A 17,878-nucleotide genomic window follows, 5' to 3' on the forward strand; every position below is an offset into this window, starting at 1 on the left:
ACCACTCTTCACAGGTTTATTCAGTTTAACATTTTGAAATAAATTGATTATTTTTGTGGCATGCATGTTGCTGACATAAAGATCAATAGTTGCTGTTTGAAGCAGGTGCAGCGTTTTTTATTTATTCAATTTATTTAACCCAAAAGGATGGTGATTGTTATGGCAGTACGTGAACAGGTTTATGGTTTTTTTATCCCCAGTGTTACCCTCATCGGCCTGGGCGCTCACAAGGAAGTACCCGCAAAGATAAAGGCCCTGGGCGGCAACAAGCCCCTGGTAGTAGCAGACAAGGGCATCACCGCCGCAGGCATCACCGAGCAGATCACAAGCCTGCTCAAAGCCGAAGGCATGGACTGCGTCGTTTACGACGATACCATTCCCAACCCCACTGACAACAACGTCCACGACGGTGTTGAAGTCTTCAAGAAAAACAATTGCGACAGCGTCATCACCCTGGGCGGCGGAAGCTCCCATGACTGCGGAAAAGGCATCGGCCTTGTGGTCTCCAACGGCGGCAAGATCCATGATTTCGAGGGCATTGACAAGTCCGAAAAGCCCTTTCTGCCCTACGTTGCTGTAAATACCACAGCAGGGACCGCTTCCGAGATGACCAGGTTCTGCATCATCACCGACACTTCCCGCAAGGTGAAGATGGCCATAGTCGACTGGCGCTGCACCCCCGGCGTAGCAGTTGACGACCCCCTGCTCATGATGGGCATGCCCCCGGCACTGACCGCAGCCACCGGCATGGACGCCCTGACCCACGCAGTGGAGGCCTACGTATCCCAGGCAGCAACCCCCATGACCGATGCCTGCGCCGAAAAGGCCATCAGCCTCATATTCCAGTACCTGCGCCCTGCAGTGGCCAACGGCCAGGACGTAGACGCCCGCGAAGGCATGTGCTACGCTCAATATCTGGCAGGTATGGCTTTCAACAACGCAAGCCTGGGTCACGTACATGCCATGGCTCATCAGCTGGGCGGCTTCTATGACCTGCCCCACGGCGAGTGCAATGCTATCCTGCTGCCCCATGTCGAACAGTTCAACCTCATTGCCAAGATGGACCGCTTCATCACCATGGCCGAACTCATGGGCGAAAACATCGAAGGCCTGGGACGGCGTGAAGCCGCTGAAAAGGCCCTGGAAGGCATCAGAAAGCTGTCCAAGGACGTAGGCATTCCCTCTGGTCTCATCGAGCTGGGCAAGCGCTACGGCAAAGATGTCAAGAAAGAGGACATCAAGACCATGACCGCCAACGCTCAGAAAGACGCCTGCGGATTCACCAATCCCCGCTGCCCCACTGACAAGGATGTGGAAGCGATTTTCGAGGCCGCTCTGTAATAACCCCTTGACCTGTTCCAGGCAGTCCGGTCCCTGCGGCCGGCTGCCTGGATTTTTTGTGAACTTGCGTGGTTTTGTGAAGCTTTACACAAGGCAGGGCAGTCTGTATATTACTTGGTCTATCATTTCACACAACCACCTGAGAGCACAATAAGGAATCAGGTTAATCATCATTTGCCGGGAGAAATCATGGAAGTTGTTGATATTCACGCCTCCAGCGATAACGAATTCATCGCCAAAGTGGAGGAGGAAAGCGGACAGAATGTGCGCCTGTGTTATCAGTGCGGCAACTGTACCGCCGGGTGCCCGTACACTTTTGTGTACGATATCCCGGTGAGCCAGATCATGCGCCTTTTGCAGGCCGGTCAGAAACAGAAGATTCTTTCTTCGAGGTCCATCTGGCTCTGCGCCACCTGCGAATCCTGCACTACCAGGTGTCCCAACGAGATCGACGTGGCCACCATCATGGACGTGCTGCGCCATATGGCCAGGCGGGAAGGATATGTATCCGAGCAGAAAGTGAAGAAATTCTGGGACAGCTTTCTGGATTCGGTGGAAAAACACGGCCGGGTCTTTGAGATGGGGCTTTTGACCAGATACATAACCAGGACCGGCCGGGTCTGGACAGACGTGGACCTGGCCCCCAAGATGCTTCCCAAGGGCAAGCTGTCCATAAGACCCCATAAGATAGAGGGCCGGGACAAGGTTGCCCAGATATTCAAACGCTTCAGGGAGGAGGCGCATAAATGAGAAATTTCGCCTACTACCCGGGGTGCTCCGGTCTGGGCACGTCCATGGAGTACGACAAATCCACCAGGGCCGTATGTAAAGCCCTGGGGATAAATCTGATGGATATTAATGACTGGAGCTGTTGTGGCTCCACCCCGGCTCATACAGTGGATCATCTGCTTTCATCGGCTTTGTCCGGGCGCAACCTGGCCCTGGCAGAGGAGATGGAGGCCGAGGCCATGATCACTCCGTGTCCCAGCTGTCTTTCCAATCTTAAAGGCACTGTGCATCGTTTGAGTGACCGCGGGTTTCGCCATAAAGTGAACAACCTTCTGGAAAAGCCTGTACAGCGCACCATGCCCGTAAAATCCGTCCTGCAGATCCTGGACGAGGAAGTGGGCAGCCGGGAGCTGGCGGAAAGACTGCCGGAAAAACCCCTGCGCGGTCTCAAAGTGGCTACTTATTACGGCTGTATCATGAACCGGCCTCCGGAGGTGATGCAGTTCGACGATCACGAGCATCCCATGGCCATGGACCGGCTCATGCAGGCCCTGGGGGCTGAAGTCCTGCCTTTCCCCCTCAAGGTGGAATGCTGCGGGGCCTCTTTCGGTATACCTCGCAAGGACGTAGTGGCCACCCTGTCGGGCAGACTCCTGGATACGGCTCAGGCATTGGGAGCACATGCCATGGTCACTGCCTGCCCCCTGTGTCAGATGAACCTGGACCTGCGTCAGGGCCAGGCTGCATCCGTAATGGGCAAAGAATTCAACATGCCCGTTTTTTACTACACCCAGCTGATAGGGGTGGCCCTGGGCCTGCCCCAGAAAGAACTGGGGCTTTCCAAACTTTGCGTCAAGCCAAGTATCGCTTTTGACGCCATGCGCAGCAACAGGGAACAAGAGCCCGTATCCAAGAGCGCTGGCAAGAAAAAGCCTGAGACCAAGGAGAACTCATGAAAATAGGAGTGTTTGTCTGCCACTGCGGCAGCAATATCGCCGGAACAGTTGACACGGCCAGAGTCGCCAAAGCCGCCATGGAGTTTCCGGAAGTCACCTTTGCCTCTGATACCATGTATGCCTGTTCCGAACCCGGTCAGGACGCTATCGTTGAGGCCATCAGGGAAAAAGGACTGGACGGCGTGGTAGTGGCCTCGTGCACCCCGAGGATGCACGAGCCCACCTTCAGGCGCACAGTGGAGCGGGCAGGACTTAACCGTTACATGTTTGAAATGGCCAATATCCGCGAGCACGTCTCCTGGATCGGCAAGGACATGGAGGCCAATACCAACAAGGCCATCGAGTTGACCCGCATCGCTGCGGAAAAGCTCAGGCGCAACCAGCCCCTGTATCCCAAGCAGTTTGAAATCAACAAGCGGGTGCTTGTTGTGGGAGGCGGAGTGGCTGGCATCCAGGCTGCACTGGACTGTGCCGACGGGGACCGGGAAGTGGTCCTGGTGGAGAAAAGATCCACCATAGGCGGCAAAATGGCCAAACTGGACAAGACCTTTCCCACTGTGGACTGCAGCAGCTGCATCCTTGGCCCCAAGATGGTGGACGTGGCTCAACATCCCAAGATCACCCTGTACGCCATGTCCGAGGTGGAAGAAGTAGGCGGCTATGTGGGCAATTTTGAAGTCAAGATCAAAAAAAAGCCGGCTTACGTCAACTGGGATCTGTGTACCGGCTGCGGACTGTGCATGGAAAAGTGCCCGGCCAAGAAGTCCACGGACTATTTCAATGAAAACCTGGGCAAGACCACGGCCATAAACATCCCCTTTCCCCAGGCCATCCCCAAAAAAGCGGTCATCGACCCGGATTTCTGCCGCCAGTTCACCAAGGGCAAATGCAGCGTCTGCGCCAAGCTCTGCCCCACCAAGGCCATTGATTTTGAGCAGCAGGAAGAGTTTGTCACGGAGCAGGTGGGAGCTATCGTAGCAGCCACCGGCTATGATGTATTCGACATCAGCAAGTACGGGGAATACGGCGGCGGAAGGCTGCCGGATGTAATCACCAGCCTGCAGTATGAGCGTCTCCTGTCGGCCTCCGGCCCCACGGGCGGGCACGTCAAACGTCCATCTGATGGCAGGGAACCCAAGACCGTGGTTTTTGTCCAGTGTGTCGGCTCCAGGGATAAAAGCGTGGGCCGGCCGTACTGTTCGGGTTTCTGCTGTATGTATACGGCCAAGCAGGCCATTTTGACCAAGGATCATATCCCGGATTCCGACTCTTATGTGTTTTATATGGATATCCGTGCCCCGGGCAAGATGTATGACGAGTTCACCAGGCGGGCCATGGAGGAATACGGTACTCAGTACGTGCGGGGCCGGGTTTCCATGATCTACCCCAAGGGGGACAAATACGTGGTCCGCGGAGCAGATACCCTGCTTGGCACCCAGGTGGAGCTGGAGGCGGATCTGGTGGTTCTGGCGGCCGGGGCCGAGGCGGCAGTTGGCGCGCCCCAGCTGGCTGAGAAGCTGCGTATTTCTTATGACACCTACGGCTTTTACATGGAAAGTCATCCCAAGCTGCGCCCGGTGGAGACCAATACCGCCGGGGTCTACCTGGCCGGAGCCTGCCAGGGACCCAAGGATATTCCGGCCTCTGTAGCCCAGGGCAGTGCTGCTGCCTCCAAGGTGCTGGCCATGTTCGCCAAGGACAAGTTAGAAAACGACCCGGTGATTTCCATGGTGGATATCAACCGCTGCATAGGCTGCGGCAAGTGCATACAGGTATGTCCCTTTGGTGCGGTCAAGGAAGTGGATTTCAGGGGCCAGCCCAAGGCCGAGGTTATTGAGACCGTTTGCCAGGGTTGCGGAATATGCACAGCCACCTGTCCCCAGGGAGCCATTCAGCTGTCCCATTTTACAGACAACCAGATTCTAGCCGAGGTGAACGCCTTATGTCAGCCTTAAACCAGAATGAATTACGCATCATAGGCTTTCTGTGCAACTGGTGCTCTTACGGCGGGGCTGATACCGCCGGGGTGGGGCGCTTCAGCCAGCCCACGGATCTGCGCATTATCCGGGTGCCCTGCTCAGGGCGTATCAATCCGCTGTTTATAGCCAGAGCCCTTTTAAACGGGGCCGACGGGGTGCTGGTATCGGGATGTCATCCCCGGGACTGCCATTATGCCGAGGGCAATTTCTACGCCCGGCGCAGGCTGGAAATGTTTCAGCGTCTGCTGTCCACCATGGGCATCGAGCCCAGGCGTTTTGAATATACCTGGGTGTCGGCATCCGAGGGCCAGCGCTGGCAGACAGTGGTGACCAAGTTTACAGAGCAGATACACGAACTGGGACCCGCCCCGCGCTTCGGGGCTTTCCAGGACGAGAACCCGGCCACCGCGCCACAGTCTTAAGGAGTTTTCATCCTTAAACGGTTATTTTTCCCTTTGGCGGCGTCAATCTGCACAATTATTCGTCAACGTATTAAGATACGCCTCCTCATAATTTGTTTGATTTCCTTGCCAAAAGAAAAAATTCCTCGTTTAAGGAAAGAAAACCAATAGATTTCAATATCCGGAAAGAAAGACTTTCCGGATAGAAACTAAGGAGCACAAAGTGACTGTTATCACGGAGCTCAAAGAGCAGATAAAAACAGCCCTGCCGGACTTAGACATGGTCATCGGCTGGGAAAGAGGGTTTGACCCCCTGCACGCCACTCCGCTTTTCATGCGCAAGGCCCAGGACGTGGAGCGACTGGAACTGGGCCCTCTGGCAGTGCACAATACCGCCACCTACCTGACCGGATTTAAAGGCAAAAAAGTCGGGCTGGTGGTCAAGGGCTGCGACAGCCGGGCGGTCATCCAGCTATTGCAGGAAGGTCTAATAGACAGGGAAAACGTGGTCATATTCGGCTTTCCCTGCCAGGGAGTGGTGGACATGGTCAAGGTGCAGAAGCACCTGGGCAACACCGGCCTGGTAAGGGAAGTGCAGATCCAGGACTCGTCCCTGAAAGTAAAGGTCAACGGTGAAGAAAGAGACCTGGCCTTAAAGGATGTTCTGGCGGACAAGTGCGCCAGGTGCCGCTACCCCAACGCCATGCTCTATGACCATTTTGCAGGGCAGCCCATTGAACCTCATGCCTCGGAAGATAAATACCAGGATGTTGAGGAACTGGAGTCCCTGTCCCTGGAGGAGCGTTTCCAACACTGGGAGCGGGAGATGCATCGCTGCATCCGCTGTTATGCCTGCCGCAATGCCTGTCCCATGTGCGTATGCCGGGATCATTGCGTGGCCCAGAGCAGACAGCCCCAGTGGCTGACCCAGGAAGATTCCGTGCGGGAGAAGTGGATGTTTCAGGTGATCCATGCCATGCACCTGGCCGGACGCTGCGTTGAGTGCGGCGAATGCCAGCGGGCCTGTCCCATGGATATCCCCATTATGGCCCTGAAGCGCAAGCTCAACAGGGAGGCCAGGGAGCTTTTCAACTACGAAGCCGGTGTTGATCCCAACGAGACTGCGCCGCTTCTCTCTTTCAAAGTTGAGGAAGAGAATATCAACGAGAGAGGTTGGTAATGGCAGAGGCCAAATACATATCCCAGGACAAGCTTGGCAAGTGGCTGGACGAGTTGTCCCAGCAGATGCAGGTACTTGCCCCGGTACAGGAAGGTGAGGCTGTGGTTTTCAGACCCTATCAGACCGGAACTGAAATCAGGCTGGAGGGCCAGCCCACACTGCCTCCCAAGGAAGCGGTTTTTCCAGCCAGCGAGGAGCTTTTTGCCTATACATACCGCAAAAATCCAGAGGACCCGGCCCAGACCGACGTGGAAATAGGTCCCCGGGCACAACCTCAAAAGACCCTGGTTTTCGGGGCCAGGCCCTGCGGGTCCAGAGGGTTTGTCATCTTTGATCCGGTGTATACCCAGGGCTACTACATGGATCCCTATTACCGGGTCAGGCGTGAATCCACCATATTTGCTTCGGTGGCCTGTGTAAGTCACGAGAATTCCTGCTTCTGCCACAGTGTGGGTTCCGGACCCGGAGACACTGCAGGTTCAGACATCCTGCTCACCCCGGTGGACAATGGATACGTAGCTGAGGCGGTTACGGACAAAGGCGGGGAAATGCTCGGCAGTTCCCTTCTGGAGGCGGCAGGAGACAAAGCGGGCAAGGCCCGGGAGCTCCGGGACAAGGCCCTCAAGGACATGGGCGAGCCCCGGGATTTTACTCCGGCCCGGGAAAAACTGCTGGCCATATTTGATGACCTGGACTTCTGGGAAGACGTCTCGGCCAAGTGCATCAGCTGCGGGGCCTGTACCTACCTCTGCCCCACCTGCTACTGCTTCAACATCACTGATGAAAGTGCCGGAATGCAGGGCAGCCGCATAAGGTCCTGGGACAACTGCATGTCTTTTCAGTTCACCCTGGAGGCCAGCGGCCACAATCCCCGGCCCACCAAGGCGCATCGACTGCGCAACAGGGTGGGGCACAAGTTCAGCTATTATCCCGAACTGCATCAGGGTATGATCGCCTGCTGCGGGTGCGGGCGCTGCATCAAGCACTGCCCCGTGAGCGTGGACATCCGTGAAATTGTCATCAGGGCCATGGAGCATCAGACCGAGACTGGCGAGGAGGCCGGAAAATGATGGACATTCAGCAGTATCTGACAGAAAATAACCCCTACCTGCCGGAACTGGGCACCATTGTGGAGACCATCCAGGAGACGCACAATATAATGACTTTCCGGGTGGTCCTGGACGGAGACAGCCGCATGCAGGATTTCAGCTTTGAACCCGGCCAGGTGGGACAGCTATCAGTTTTCGGCACTGGAGAGGCCACCTTTGTCATCAACTCACCGCCCACGCGCAAGGAGTATCTGCAGTTCAGCGTCATGCGCGCCGGAGAAGTGACCACCAAACTGCACAGCCTGACCAAAGGAGACCGCATAGGGGTGCGTGCCCCCCTGGGCAACTACTTTCCCTATGAGTCCATGAAGGGCAAGGATATCTTGATAGTGGGCGGAGGTATAGGCATGGCCCCTTTGCGCACCCTGCTTCTGTTCATGCTGGACAACCGCGACGACTACGGCCGGATTCAGCTGCTTTACGGGGCGCGCAGTCCTCAGGACATGGCTTTTAGTTACGAGCTTCCGGACTGGCTGGAGAGAAAGGACCTGGAAACGGTGCTGACCATCGACAACGAGGCCGAGGGCTGGGAACACCGGGTGGGACTTATTCCCAACGTACTTCTGGAAATGGCTCCCACGCCACAAAATGCCATAGCTGTGACCTGCGGTCCGCCCATAATGATCAAGTTTACCCTGCAGGCCCTGAAAAAGCTGGGCTTCGAGGACAACCAGATAATCACCACCCTGGAAAAGCGCATGAAATGCGGCATAGGACTTTGCGGCAGATGCAATATCGGCACCAGTTATGTATGCGTGGACGGACCCGTGTTCAGCTACGAACAGCTTCGGGCCCTGCCCAATGAACTTTAGGCGAACCAGTAATTGAATCAAGGAGAATAAGATGGCCGGTTTTTTCAAGGCGGCGGAGATCGTCGAAGCAGCCGTAAATATTGAACAACAGGGGCAGGCCTTTTATACCAGAGCCGCAGAAGCGGCCAAAAACCCGGATGCCAAGGATTTTTTTCTGTATTTTGCCAAGGAGGAATCCAGGCACGAGGAGATTTTTGCAAAGTTCAAGGAGCGCCTGGGCAAGACAGAACTGCCGGCCTGGAGCACCAGCGATGAATACAGCCAGTACCTGTCTGCACTCATTGATTCTCACTCAATATTTTCCCCGGATCTTCAGAAAAGGCTGACTGAAGCCGGTGATGAGAACGAGGCCATAAGACTGGCCATGGGGTTTGAAAAGGATACTATCCTTTTCTTCATGGAGATGCGCGAGCTTGTACCGGAATCGGAGAAAAAGTTCGTTCAGCAGTGCATAGATGAGGAGCGTTCCCATCTGCGTCAGCTGTCCAGCATGTTGACGTAGAATATTTTCAGGCGTTTACCCGGACTGCAAAGGCATGAGCATGACCATGCCTGCACTGCTTTGCCCTGCAGCCGGAATACTCAAGGTATGATACAGGCATAAACAGGCAACTGCATAAAGACTCAACCCTTTGAAGGAGGTATTTTCATGGACAAGATCTTGAGAATCGATGTTGGGGCCCCGGGCGGTCCCAAGGCTACAGAAGAGCCCATAGGCGACTATGCCGGAATGGGCGGACGCGGCATGACCACTTCAGTGGTCTACAAAGAGGTTCCCCCGGATTGCCACCCCCTGGGACCGGAGAACAAACTGGTTATTGCTCCGGGACTCATGAGCGGATCGGCTGCTTCTTCATCCGGACGCATGTCCGTTGGCTGCAAAAGCCCCCTTACCGGTACCATCAAGGAGTCCAACGCCGGCGGAACAGGGTCCCAGGCCCTGGCCAGACTGGGCTATGCCGCGGTTATCCTGGAAGGTGAGCGCCAGGGAGAGGACATGTACAAAGTGGTCATCAACGACCAGGGCGTCAGCCTGGAAAAGGCCAACGATCTGAAAATGCTGGCCAACTACGACCTCATCGACAAGCTAAAACCGGTGCACGGGGAAAAGGTTTCGGTCATCTCTATCGGTACTGCCGGGGAGATGCGCATGTCCAACTCTTCCATAGCCGTCACCGACCCGGAATTCAGGCCCACCAGGCATTGCGGCCGCGGCGGTGTAGGAGCTGTCATGGGTTCCAAGGGTATCAAGTGCATTGTTGTGGATGCTTCTGGTGCCAAGACCCGCAAGCCTGTCCGCCCGGACGAGTTCAAGGAGTCCAACAAGAAGTTTGTTGAAGGCCTCAAGGCCCACGCAGTCACCGGCCAGGGACTGCCCACCTACGGCACCAACGTGCTCACCAATATCTTAAACGAGGCCGGAGGCTACCCCACGTACAACTTCAGGGAAGGCCGTTATAAACACGCCCAGAACCTGTCCGGGGAGCTGCAGGCCGAAAACATGAAAAACCGCGAAGGCGGTCAGCCCACACACGGCTGCCACCGGGGCTGCATCATCCAGTGCTCCGGTATATACACAGACAAGGACGGCAATTACATGTCCAAGCAGCCGGAATACGAGACTGTCTGGTCCCACGGCGGCAACTGCGGCATCGACGACCTGGACGCCATTGCCAGGCTGGACTACCTGGATGATCATTACGGACTGGATACCATAGAGATGGGCGTGACCATAGGCGTGGCCATGGAGGCAGGCGTAATCGAATTCGGTGATGCTGAAGGGGCTATAAACCTGGTGCACGAAGTGGGCAAAGGCACACCCCTGGGGCGTATCCTGGGCGCCGGGGCCGCCACAACCGCCCGCTGCTACGGCATGGAGCATGCACCTGTGGTCAAGGGCCAGGCTCTTCCTGCCTATGACCCCCGTTCGGTCAAGGGTATCGGGGTGACCTACGCCACCACCACCCAGGGAGCTGACCACACGGCCGGGTATGCAGTCACCGCCAACATCCTCAAGGTGGGCGGAGACGTGGATCCCCTGCAGACCGGAGGCCAGGCCGAGCTGTCCCGCAACCTGCAGATAGCCACTGCAGCCCTGGATTCCACCGGCTTCTGCCTGTTCGTGGCCTTTGCCATCCTGGATCAGGGCGAGACATTTGAGGCCATGGTTCAGACCATCAATCATATGTACGGACTGGATATGACCGGTGATGACGTAGTGGCCCTGGGCCAGAAGATCCTCAAGATGGAGAAGGAATTCAACGAGAAGGCCGGTTTCGGTCCTGCACACGACCGTCTGCCCAGGTACTTCTCCCGCGAACCCCTAGCTCCGCACAACGTTGTTTTTGACGTACCGGACAAAGAACTGGACAGTGTATATAACTTCTAATCAGTATTGAAAAATACATATTAAAAAGAAGGAAGGCTCCAGGGCCTTCCTTCTTTTTTCAAAACCTTTCACCAGTGTCCGAGGACTTCGCAAACAGGACGTAAAAACTCACTCCTATGAAGCGTAGATCAAAACCTTTACACGAGTTTTTAAACCAGAACAACTTATATAACCTGCTCTAAATCATGTTCGGTGTTTTACGGTTTTGATTAATCACGCCACAGGCGTGACTACGCGTCGTTCAGACAGTTTACGCCCAGTTTGCAAAGCCCCCGGACCCTGGATATCAGCGTTGTGCATAGGTTGCCCATTTTTATCAGATTGTGAATAGTTACATTTTTTCTGGAAACAGCCATGACTTATACAGCCAAGTACCCCGAACCATATTGCAAAGACATGTTTGGTCTGCCTGTGTTGATGCTTGAACATGAGGCCCCGGAGCAGTTCAGTCTGCTGTTGCAGCAGGGATTTTTCATGCCGGTGCCAAAGGTATGCTCCCTGCGGGAGTTCCTCTGCGAACTGGTAGGAGTATGCGGAGTTTATACCGAAAAGAGCCTGCAGACCATCTTTCTGGATGGATCAGCAGTGGACGATATTGATCAGGCTACCATCAGGCCCGGATGCAGGCTGGCACTTTCTGCAGCCATGCCGGGGCTTGTGGGAGCCACCATGCGCCGGGACGGCTATTTCAAGCGCATGCGCGAGGGCATCTCCCTGTCCAGCCGCCAGGAAGAGGAAACTGACTCAGAGCAGGATATTTCCTTTCGCATCCAGGTGCGCCTTTACAATGCAGTGGGACGGGACCTGGCCGGACTGTTTCTGCATCAGGGAATAATTCTGTCTTCCAGTGACCTGATGCAGTTTTTCAAATCCAGGCCGGACAAGTTTTTTTCGGAGCTGAAAAGCGTAAAATTTCAGAGTTCAGAACTGACTGTGGAACAGGGCAACCTTGAATCTTTGAATATACCCGAAGGTGAAGTCTTTTTGCGGGTGGTTTCCGGGGAAAAAGAGTAATACCGCCTGCCACACGCTGCGTCTGATCATTCAATGGATATGTTTATTTTTCCCGGGGAGTAGCCTTTCAGCTCCGAGAGCATGCCCTGGATGGACTTAGTTATGATCCTTTCCACAAAGGGGTTCATGGCCAGTTCCTGGTTGTTTACGGTGACCTTCATCCTGGAGTGCATGGCCTGGCAGTCCTGAATGCCGGCTTTTCCCGCGACCATCTCCCGGGCCAGGTCCAGGCATGTTTCCCGGCCGCAGGTGCCGCAGTCCAGGCCGGGCAGGGCGAATCCCCTGGACTGCACAATGTCCGCCAGGTCCTGGATGCTGCCGGCATGAGGCAGGTAATGGGTCTTTATCTTTCCCCACGTGGCTACGGCCAGTCCCCTGTCCAGGGCTTCCGCATCAGCCGGCTTTTTTAAAACCAGCACCCGCGGCAGCCATCCCAGATGTTTTCCTCCCTCCACCAGGAGCATTTTTGCTTGCAGAAGGGGTATGAGGTCCGGCAGGTATTTTTTTTCCTGCCAGTGGAAAAATGACTGTTCCCTGCTCAAGCCGATAACTTCCCTGACCACGGAAGACATCTGGGCCGTGTCCGTGTTGTCCTGGTCAAAGCCGTGTTCGGAAAACTTGGCTGCAGCCACCTTTATGTCTCTTTTCTGAAGTTCTTTGGCCAGCTTGAGCATAAGACCGGTTTTGCCGCTCTTTTTGTATCCCACGATGGATAGAGCCTGGATCATCTGTGCTCCTCTGAAGTTTTGACATTTAACAATACTTGCTCTAACATTAAAAAGTTTACGTGAGCGTAAAACAAGTAAGTTATCTGTATTTAAGCACAATAAATATTTCGAAATTCCAACTAGATGCGGGACAGCCCCGGAGGTTTACTGATAATCTTCGCTGGAGGTGTCAGCCGGATTTATTTAATTCAGCTTTTTTACTATCCCCAGTCCCGGCTGTCCAGTCGGAGAAAAAAAGAACAAGCATGAGCAGAGTGAACAAAATCAAAGGCTTTTTTGATCTTTTTCCTCCCGAAAGCACTTCTTATACTTTCATGGAAGACAAGGCCAGGGAGATATTTGCCAGGTACGCCTACCAGGAACTGCGCACCCCGATTCTGGAGCAGACAGAGCTTTTCGCCCGGTCCATAGGCCAGGATACGGATGTGGTCCAGAAAGAAATGTACATATTCCCTGACCGCAGAGGCAGAAGCCTGACCATGCGCCCCGAGGCCACCGCCGGGGTTATCCGGGCCTATATCGACAGTCCTGCAGCCAGTTCCGGGAATGTCAGCAGGTTTTTCACCCTGGGTCCCATGTTCAGGTACGAACGGCCCCAAAAAGGAAGGACCCGCCAGTTTCACCAGGTAAACGCGGAAATGCTGGGAGAGGATTCACCGTATGCCGATGCCGAGATTCTGTCCATGCTCTGGGGATATCTTCAGTCCCTGGGCCTCAAAGAGCTTGTTCTGGAGATCAATTCCCTGGGATGTCCGGCCTGCCGTCCAGGCTTTGATGCAAAACTCAAGAGCTTTCTGGAGGGTATAAACAGAGACGTTTTTTGCGAGGACTGCCAGCGCCGGGCCGGATCCAATCCCCTGAGGGTTCTGGACTGCAAGGCCGCGGGCTGCCGGGAGGTGGCTTCAGAGGCTCCAAGAATTGTGGACAACCTGTGTCCGGAATGCAAAGAACATTTTGACCGGGTGCTGGGTATTCTCAAGAGTTTTGACATTTACTATGAGCTGAACCCGTTCCTGGTGCGGGGTCTGGATTATTATCAAAGGACTACTTTTGAGGTCATTTCCAACGATATCGGCTCTCAGTCAGCCGTGGCCGGAGGGGGCAGGTATGATGGCCTGGTTAAGGTCCTGGGTGGTCCGGAGGTGCCGGGCATCGGCTTTGCCTGCGGCATGGAGCGCCTGGCGCTTCTGCTGCAGGGTATCCAGGAAAGACCCATGGATTTTTATATGGCGGTTCTGCACGAAGATGCCCTGGATAAGGCCATGCTTATGGTAAGAAGGCTGCGCAGCAAAGGGTACCGCGGCGAGATGAGCTTTCAGGTAAGAAGCGTAAAGAGCCATCTGCGCCAGGCCAACAAGAAAAACGTCAAGACATGTCTATTGCTGGGCCTGGATGAAATGCATAAAAACCAGGTTCAGGTCAAGGATATGTCCACGGGTGTGCAGCGGGCCGTGAGTCAGGACGATGCAGAACAGGCTCTGGGCCTTGTATTTCAGCCCAGGTAATTTTCAGTACAAACCTCAACTCCATACAGGAACAAAACACAATGGATGAAGCCAGAAGCAAGCTCGAGACCCAGCCCCTGGGGTGGTGGGTGAGATCTCATGGATGCAATGATCTGACCCTGGAACATGACGACAGGGAAGTGTGCCTCATGGGCTGGGTGCAGTACCGCCGGGATCATGGCGGACTTATTTTTATCGACTTAAGGGACAGGGACGGTCTGACCCAGGTGGTTTTCACCCCGGATGTAAGTGCGCAGGCTCTGGAAGACGCTCACGCCCTGCGCAGCGAGTATGTCCTGGCTGTAAAGGGGGTGGTGCGCAGAAGGCCGGAGGATATGATCAATCCCAACCTGTACACCGGCGATATTGAAGTCGCGGTCAGGGAATTCAAGCTGTTGAACCGCTCCAGAACTCCTCCTTTCCTCATAGAAGACAGGGCTGAGGCGGCAGAGAACCTGCGGCTCAAGCATCGTTATCTGGATCTGAGGCGGCCGGCGGTGGCCGGAAATCTGCGACTTCGCAGCCAGGTGGTGCATGAGATTAGAAATTTTCTGCACAGTTCAGGCTTCACGGAAGTGGAAACCCCGGTTCTGACCAGGAGCACCCCGGAGGGAGCCAGGGACTTCCTTGTTCCCAGCCGCTTGAGTCAGGGGCATTTCTATGCTCTGCCCCAGTCTCCGCAGCTATTTAAGCAGCTGCTCATGTGCGCGGGCATGGACCGCTACTACCAGGTGGTCAAGTGTTTCCGGGACGAGGATCTGCGGGCGGATCGCCAGCCGGAGTTCACCCAGGTGGACATGGAGATGTCCTTTGTGGAAGAAGAAGGGGTCATGTCTGAATCGGAAAACATGATTGCCCGGCTGTTCAAGGAAGTCCTGGACGTGGAGCTTGAGACCCCCTTTCAGAGGCTTGACTATTCCCGGGCCATTGCTGACTATGGTCTGGACCGTCCGGACGTGCGCTTTGATTTGACTCTCAAGGATGTTACTGACGTGGTGCGCGGCTCAGGTTTCAACCTGTTTGCCAGGGCTGAGCTGGTCAAGGCCCTGCGCGTGCCCGGAGGAGCAGAGCTAAGCCGCAGGGAAATCGACGAGTATACTGATTTTGTAGGTATTTACGGGGCCAAGGGGCTGGCCTGGATCAAGATAAAGGAGGACGAATGGCAGTCCCCCATTGCCAAGTTTTTGAGCCGGGAGGAGTGCAGCGGGCTGACAGAGGCCCTGGGACTGGAGGCCGGGGATATTGTTTTCTTTCAGGCTGCGTCCCCGGAGGTGGTGAACAACTCCCTGGGCTATCTGCGTTTGAAGCTGGGTGAAAGATTCGGGCTCATTCCCAGAGATACCTTTGCACCCATCTGGATCATGGATTTTCCCCTCCTGGAATGGGACGGGGAGGAAAAGAGATGGATGGCCAGGCATCACCCTTTCACCTCGCCCAAGGACGGACACATGGATCTTCTGGAAAAAGAGCCGGGACAGGCCCTGGCCCGGGCTTACGACATGGTCATAAACGGCCAGGAGGTGGGGGGAGGATCCATCCGCCTGCATACCCGGGAGGACCAGGAGAGAATGTTCAAGGCCCTGGGCATGGACCTGGAGGAGTCCAGGAACAAGTTCGGGTTTCTTTTGCAGGCCCTGGATTACGGGGCTCCGCCGCATGGGGGGATCGCTTTCGGTCTGGACCGCTTAGTGATGCTCATGGCCGGGTGCTCTTCCATTCGGGACGTAATCGCCTTTCCCAAGACCCAGAAGGCTTCCTGTCTTATGACCGAGGCCCCGGCAGCAGTATCCAACCGTCAGCTCAGAGAGCTGGGCATCCGCCTGAGGGAGGCGGAAAAAAAGCCGGAGGAATAGGCGCTTAGCACAAATTTCAAACAACCATGTTGGGTAGCTGTTCACTTTAATGATATGAGTTCCAGTGGTCCGGAAATTCGGCAAACAGGACGTAAAAACTCGCTCCAAGGAAGCGTGAATCAAAACCTACACACGGGTTTGATAACCAGGATATTTCCTATAACATGCTTTGAATCAGGTTCGGTGTTTTACGGTTTTGATTAATCACGCCACAGGCGTGATTACGCGTCGCTCAAATCCCGCACTTACTTTCTGGCAAATCTTGTTTTGAAAGTTGGGCAGACATAAGAAAGTAAGTGCGGGACCCTGTTTGCCGAACCTCCGGACCCTGGCTTTTCGCCCGCAGGGGTTGAATAGTTGCCATGTTGGTAACTTTTTCGCTTGGGTTGCGGACATGGCCCGCATTAGAGACTGATTATGTCCAGAAAGATACATACATACCCGGATAAGATTCTGACCCAGAAGGCCAGGCCTGTGGAAAAGATCGACGATTATATAATTGATCTTTCCCGGGACATGGCCAGGCTCATGTATGAACACAGAGGTATCGGGCTGGCCGCCCCCCAGGTGGGAGAGTCCCTGAGAGTGGTGACAGTGGACTTAAGCGGGCCTGACAACCAGGAAGACCTTTTTACCTACATAAATCCGGAGATTATCGCTTCCGAGGATGAGACCACCACCGAGGAGGGCTGCCTGAGTGTTGCGGGTTACCAGACCAGGGTCTGCCGGGCCAGGAAAGTTAAGGTAAGAGCCCTGAACCTGCAGGGAGAGGAAGTGATCCACGAAGGAGAGGATCTCTGGGCTGTATGTCTGCAGCACGAGATAGATCATCTCAACGGCATACTGTTTATTGACCATATCAGCCGGCTTAAAAGGGCCATGTATGATAAAAAAGTAAAAAAATGGCTGGAAAACAAAAAAGAATAGTCTTCATGGGCACTCCGGAGTTTGCCCGGATTGTGCTGGAAAAGTTGCTGCAGTGGCCCGGGGGTGCAGTAGTGGGGGTTTACTGCCAGCCGGACCGTCCCAGTGGACGCGGGCGCAGGCTTTCCTTCTCCCCGGTGAAGGAACTGGCTCTGGATCGTTGTCTGCCGGTGCTTCAACCTCCCAATTTCAAATCTCTGGAAGAAGTGGAAAAACTGGCTGATTTCCGACCGGACTATCTGGTGGTGGCGGCCTACGGTCTGATCCTTCCCTCTGCTGTTCTAGACACCGCCTCCGAGATGCCCATCAATGTGCATGCCTCCCTTCTGCCCCTGTACAGGGGGGCAGCCCCCATCCAGAGAGCCATCATAGAAGGCCGCAGCAGGACCGGCATCAGCATAATGCGCCTTACTCCCGGCATGGACGAGGGGCCGGTGCTCATGGAGGAGTCCCTGGCCATAGAAGAACAGGATACCGCTCAGAGCCTGCATGACAAGCTGGCCCTCCTGGGCGGGGATCTTGTGGTCAAAACACTGGAAGCATTGAAGCATGGAAAGATTGATCCTGTCCCGCAGGATCATGATCAGGCCACCTATGCGGCCAAGCTTACCAAGGAAGAGGGCCGCATAATCTGGGACAGGCCGGCAAAGGAAATTCACGACCAGATCCGGGGCATGTATCCCTGGCCAGGGGCTTATTTTGACTGGACCAGTCCATCTGGAAAGACCATTCGCCTGAAGGTCTACCCGGGCAGGGTCGGCGGGGACAGGCCCCCGGAAATAAACCCGGGCACTGTGGCGGGTCTGGAAGATGAGCATCTGGCCATTGCCTGCAGGGATAAAATGTATCTTACAGACAGGGTAAAGCCTGAAAACAGCAGAGAAATGTCCGCCCGCAGCTTTTACTGCGGCTTCATGCAGCAATGCCGGGACTGAATGTCTAGTGCTTACAACCCATA

General features: G+C 55.0%; 16 protein-coding genes. 15 read left to right on the forward strand and 1 reads right to left on the reverse strand.

What is annotated here, in order from left to right; all coding sequences use genetic code 11:
- Positions 1-159 precede the first annotated feature (159 nt).
- From DTHIO_RS10560 to DTHIO_RS10610, 11 genes are all read left to right on the forward strand, one after another.
- Positions 160-1,341, forward strand: a complete 1,182-nt coding sequence (locus DTHIO_RS10560; protein WP_008870287.1) for an iron-containing alcohol dehydrogenase — start codon at positions 160-162, stop codon at positions 1,339-1,341.
- Between the two features lie 189 nt (positions 1,342-1,530).
- Positions 1,531-2,091, forward strand: coding sequence for a 4Fe-4S dicluster domain-containing protein (locus tag DTHIO_RS10565; RefSeq protein WP_008870288.1), 561 nt, complete (start codon positions 1,531-1,533; stop codon positions 2,089-2,091).
- Complete coding sequence (locus DTHIO_RS10570; RefSeq protein WP_008870289.1) at positions 2,088-3,026, forward strand: CoB--CoM heterodisulfide reductase iron-sulfur subunit B family protein; 939 nt, start codon at positions 2,088-2,090, stop codon at positions 3,024-3,026. Before DTHIO_RS10565 ends, DTHIO_RS10570 begins: the two co-directional genes overlap by 4 nt.
- Positions 3,023-4,981: a CoB--CoM heterodisulfide reductase iron-sulfur subunit A family protein gene (locus tag DTHIO_RS10575; protein WP_008870290.1), complete on the forward strand. Its 1,959-nt coding sequence runs from the start codon at positions 3,023-3,025 to the stop codon at positions 4,979-4,981. Before DTHIO_RS10570 ends, DTHIO_RS10575 begins: the two co-directional genes overlap by 4 nt.
- On the forward strand, positions 4,969-5,427 hold the full coding sequence (locus DTHIO_RS10580; protein ID WP_008870291.1) for a hydrogenase iron-sulfur subunit: 459 nt from the start codon (positions 4,969-4,971) through the stop codon (positions 5,425-5,427). The genes DTHIO_RS10575 and DTHIO_RS10580 overlap by 13 nt, the downstream gene beginning before the upstream one ends.
- A 202-nt stretch (positions 5,428-5,629) precedes the next feature.
- Positions 5,630-6,586: a 4Fe-4S dicluster domain-containing protein gene (locus DTHIO_RS10585; RefSeq protein ID WP_008870292.1), complete on the forward strand. Its 957-nt coding sequence runs from the start codon at positions 5,630-5,632 to the stop codon at positions 6,584-6,586.
- Complete coding sequence (locus DTHIO_RS10590; RefSeq protein WP_008870293.1) at positions 6,586-7,656, forward strand: 4Fe-4S dicluster domain-containing protein; 1,071 nt, start codon at positions 6,586-6,588, stop codon at positions 7,654-7,656. The genes DTHIO_RS10585 and DTHIO_RS10590 overlap by 1 nt, the downstream gene beginning before the upstream one ends.
- Positions 7,653-8,507: an FAD/NAD(P)-binding protein gene (locus DTHIO_RS10595; protein WP_008870294.1), complete on the forward strand. Its 855-nt coding sequence runs from the start codon at positions 7,653-7,655 to the stop codon at positions 8,505-8,507. The genes DTHIO_RS10590 and DTHIO_RS10595 overlap by 4 nt, the downstream gene beginning before the upstream one ends.
- Positions 8,508-8,538: 31 nt before the next feature.
- Positions 8,539-9,009 (forward strand): ferritin-like domain-containing protein, encoded by a 471-nt coding sequence (locus DTHIO_RS10600; RefSeq protein WP_008870295.1) that lies wholly within the window; start codon positions 8,539-8,541, stop codon positions 9,007-9,009.
- A 147-nt stretch (positions 9,010-9,156) separates the two neighbouring features.
- Positions 9,157-10,896 (forward strand): aldehyde ferredoxin oxidoreductase family protein, encoded by a 1,740-nt coding sequence (locus DTHIO_RS10605; RefSeq protein ID WP_008870296.1) that lies wholly within the window; start codon positions 9,157-9,159, stop codon positions 10,894-10,896.
- A 354-nt stretch (positions 10,897-11,250) separates the two neighbouring features.
- Positions 11,251-11,910: a hypothetical protein gene (locus DTHIO_RS10610; RefSeq protein ID WP_008870297.1), complete on the forward strand. Its 660-nt coding sequence runs from the start codon at positions 11,251-11,253 to the stop codon at positions 11,908-11,910.
- Between the two features lie 26 nt (positions 11,911-11,936).
- Here the strand turns inward: DTHIO_RS10610 and DTHIO_RS10615 are convergent, their stop codons facing one another.
- Positions 11,937-12,638 (reverse strand): molybdopterin-guanine dinucleotide biosynthesis protein MobB, encoded by a 702-nt coding sequence (locus DTHIO_RS10615; protein ID WP_008870298.1) that lies wholly within the window; start codon positions 12,636-12,638, stop codon positions 11,937-11,939.
- 245 nt (positions 12,639-12,883) lie between these two features.
- Between DTHIO_RS10615 and hisS the strand changes: the two genes are divergently transcribed.
- The 4 genes from hisS to fmt all read left to right on the forward strand — a co-directional run bounded on the left by hisS (position 12,884) and on the right by fmt (position 17,855).
- Positions 12,884-14,143: a histidine--tRNA ligase gene (hisS, locus tag DTHIO_RS10620; RefSeq protein WP_008870299.1), complete on the forward strand. Its 1,260-nt coding sequence runs from the start codon at positions 12,884-12,886 to the stop codon at positions 14,141-14,143.
- Between the two features lie 41 nt (positions 14,144-14,184).
- Positions 14,185-15,996, forward strand: coding sequence for an aspartate--tRNA ligase (aspS, locus tag DTHIO_RS10625; RefSeq protein WP_008870300.1), 1,812 nt, complete (start codon positions 14,185-14,187; stop codon positions 15,994-15,996).
- Positions 15,997-16,413: 417 nt separating this feature from the next.
- The gene (def, locus tag DTHIO_RS10630; RefSeq protein WP_008870301.1) at positions 16,414-16,923 is read left to right on the forward strand and encodes a peptide deformylase; all 510 of its coding nucleotides are present in this window, start codon (positions 16,414-16,416) and stop codon (positions 16,921-16,923) included.
- Entirely contained in the window at positions 16,899-17,855 is a 957-nt protein-coding gene (gene fmt / locus DTHIO_RS10635; protein WP_008870302.1) for a methionyl-tRNA formyltransferase, read from the forward strand. The genes def and fmt overlap by 25 nt, the downstream gene beginning before the upstream one ends.
- Positions 17,856-17,878: the final 23 nt, after the last annotated feature.

It is taken from the genome of Desulfonatronospira thiodismutans ASO3-1 (assembly GCF_000174435.1).
In the GTDB taxonomy this organism is placed as follows: Bacteria; Desulfobacterota; Desulfovibrionia; order Desulfovibrionales; family Desulfonatronovibrionaceae; genus Desulfonatronospira; species Desulfonatronospira thiodismutans.

Coding starts and splice junctions, on each gene's coding strand:
- hisS (WP_008870299.1), top strand. CDS start 12,884: ATGAGCAGAGTGAACAAAATCAAAGGCTTTTTTGATCTTTTTCCTCCC.
- DTHIO_RS10610 (WP_008870297.1), top strand. CDS start 11,251: ATGACTTATACAGCCAAGTACCCCGAACCATATTGCAAAGACATGTTT.
- def (WP_008870301.1), top strand. CDS start 16,414: ATGTCCAGAAAGATACATACATACCCGGATAAGATTCTGACCCAGAAG.
- DTHIO_RS10600 (WP_008870295.1), top strand. CDS start 8,539: ATGGCCGGTTTTTTCAAGGCGGCGGAGATCGTCGAAGCAGCCGTAAAT.
- DTHIO_RS10570 (WP_008870289.1), top strand. CDS start 2,088: ATGAGAAATTTCGCCTACTACCCGGGGTGCTCCGGTCTGGGCACGTCC.
- DTHIO_RS10605 (WP_008870296.1), top strand. CDS start 9,157: ATGGACAAGATCTTGAGAATCGATGTTGGGGCCCCGGGCGGTCCCAAG.
- DTHIO_RS10590 (WP_008870293.1), top strand. CDS start 6,586: ATGGCAGAGGCCAAATACATATCCCAGGACAAGCTTGGCAAGTGGCTG.
- DTHIO_RS10615 (WP_008870298.1), bottom strand. CDS start 12,638: ATGATCCAGGCTCTATCCATCGTGGGATACAAAAAGAGCGGCAAAACC.
- aspS (WP_008870300.1), top strand. CDS start 14,185: ATGGATGAAGCCAGAAGCAAGCTCGAGACCCAGCCCCTGGGGTGGTGG.
- DTHIO_RS10575 (WP_008870290.1), top strand. CDS start 3,023: ATGAAAATAGGAGTGTTTGTCTGCCACTGCGGCAGCAATATCGCCGGA.
- DTHIO_RS10565 (WP_008870288.1), top strand. CDS start 1,531: ATGGAAGTTGTTGATATTCACGCCTCCAGCGATAACGAATTCATCGCC.
- DTHIO_RS10595 (WP_008870294.1), top strand. CDS start 7,653: ATGATGGACATTCAGCAGTATCTGACAGAAAATAACCCCTACCTGCCG.
- DTHIO_RS10580 (WP_008870291.1), top strand. CDS start 4,969: ATGTCAGCCTTAAACCAGAATGAATTACGCATCATAGGCTTTCTGTGC.
- DTHIO_RS10560 (WP_008870287.1), top strand. CDS start 160: ATGGCAGTACGTGAACAGGTTTATGGTTTTTTTATCCCCAGTGTTACC.
- fmt (WP_008870302.1), top strand. CDS start 16,899: ATGGCTGGAAAACAAAAAAGAATAGTCTTCATGGGCACTCCGGAGTTT.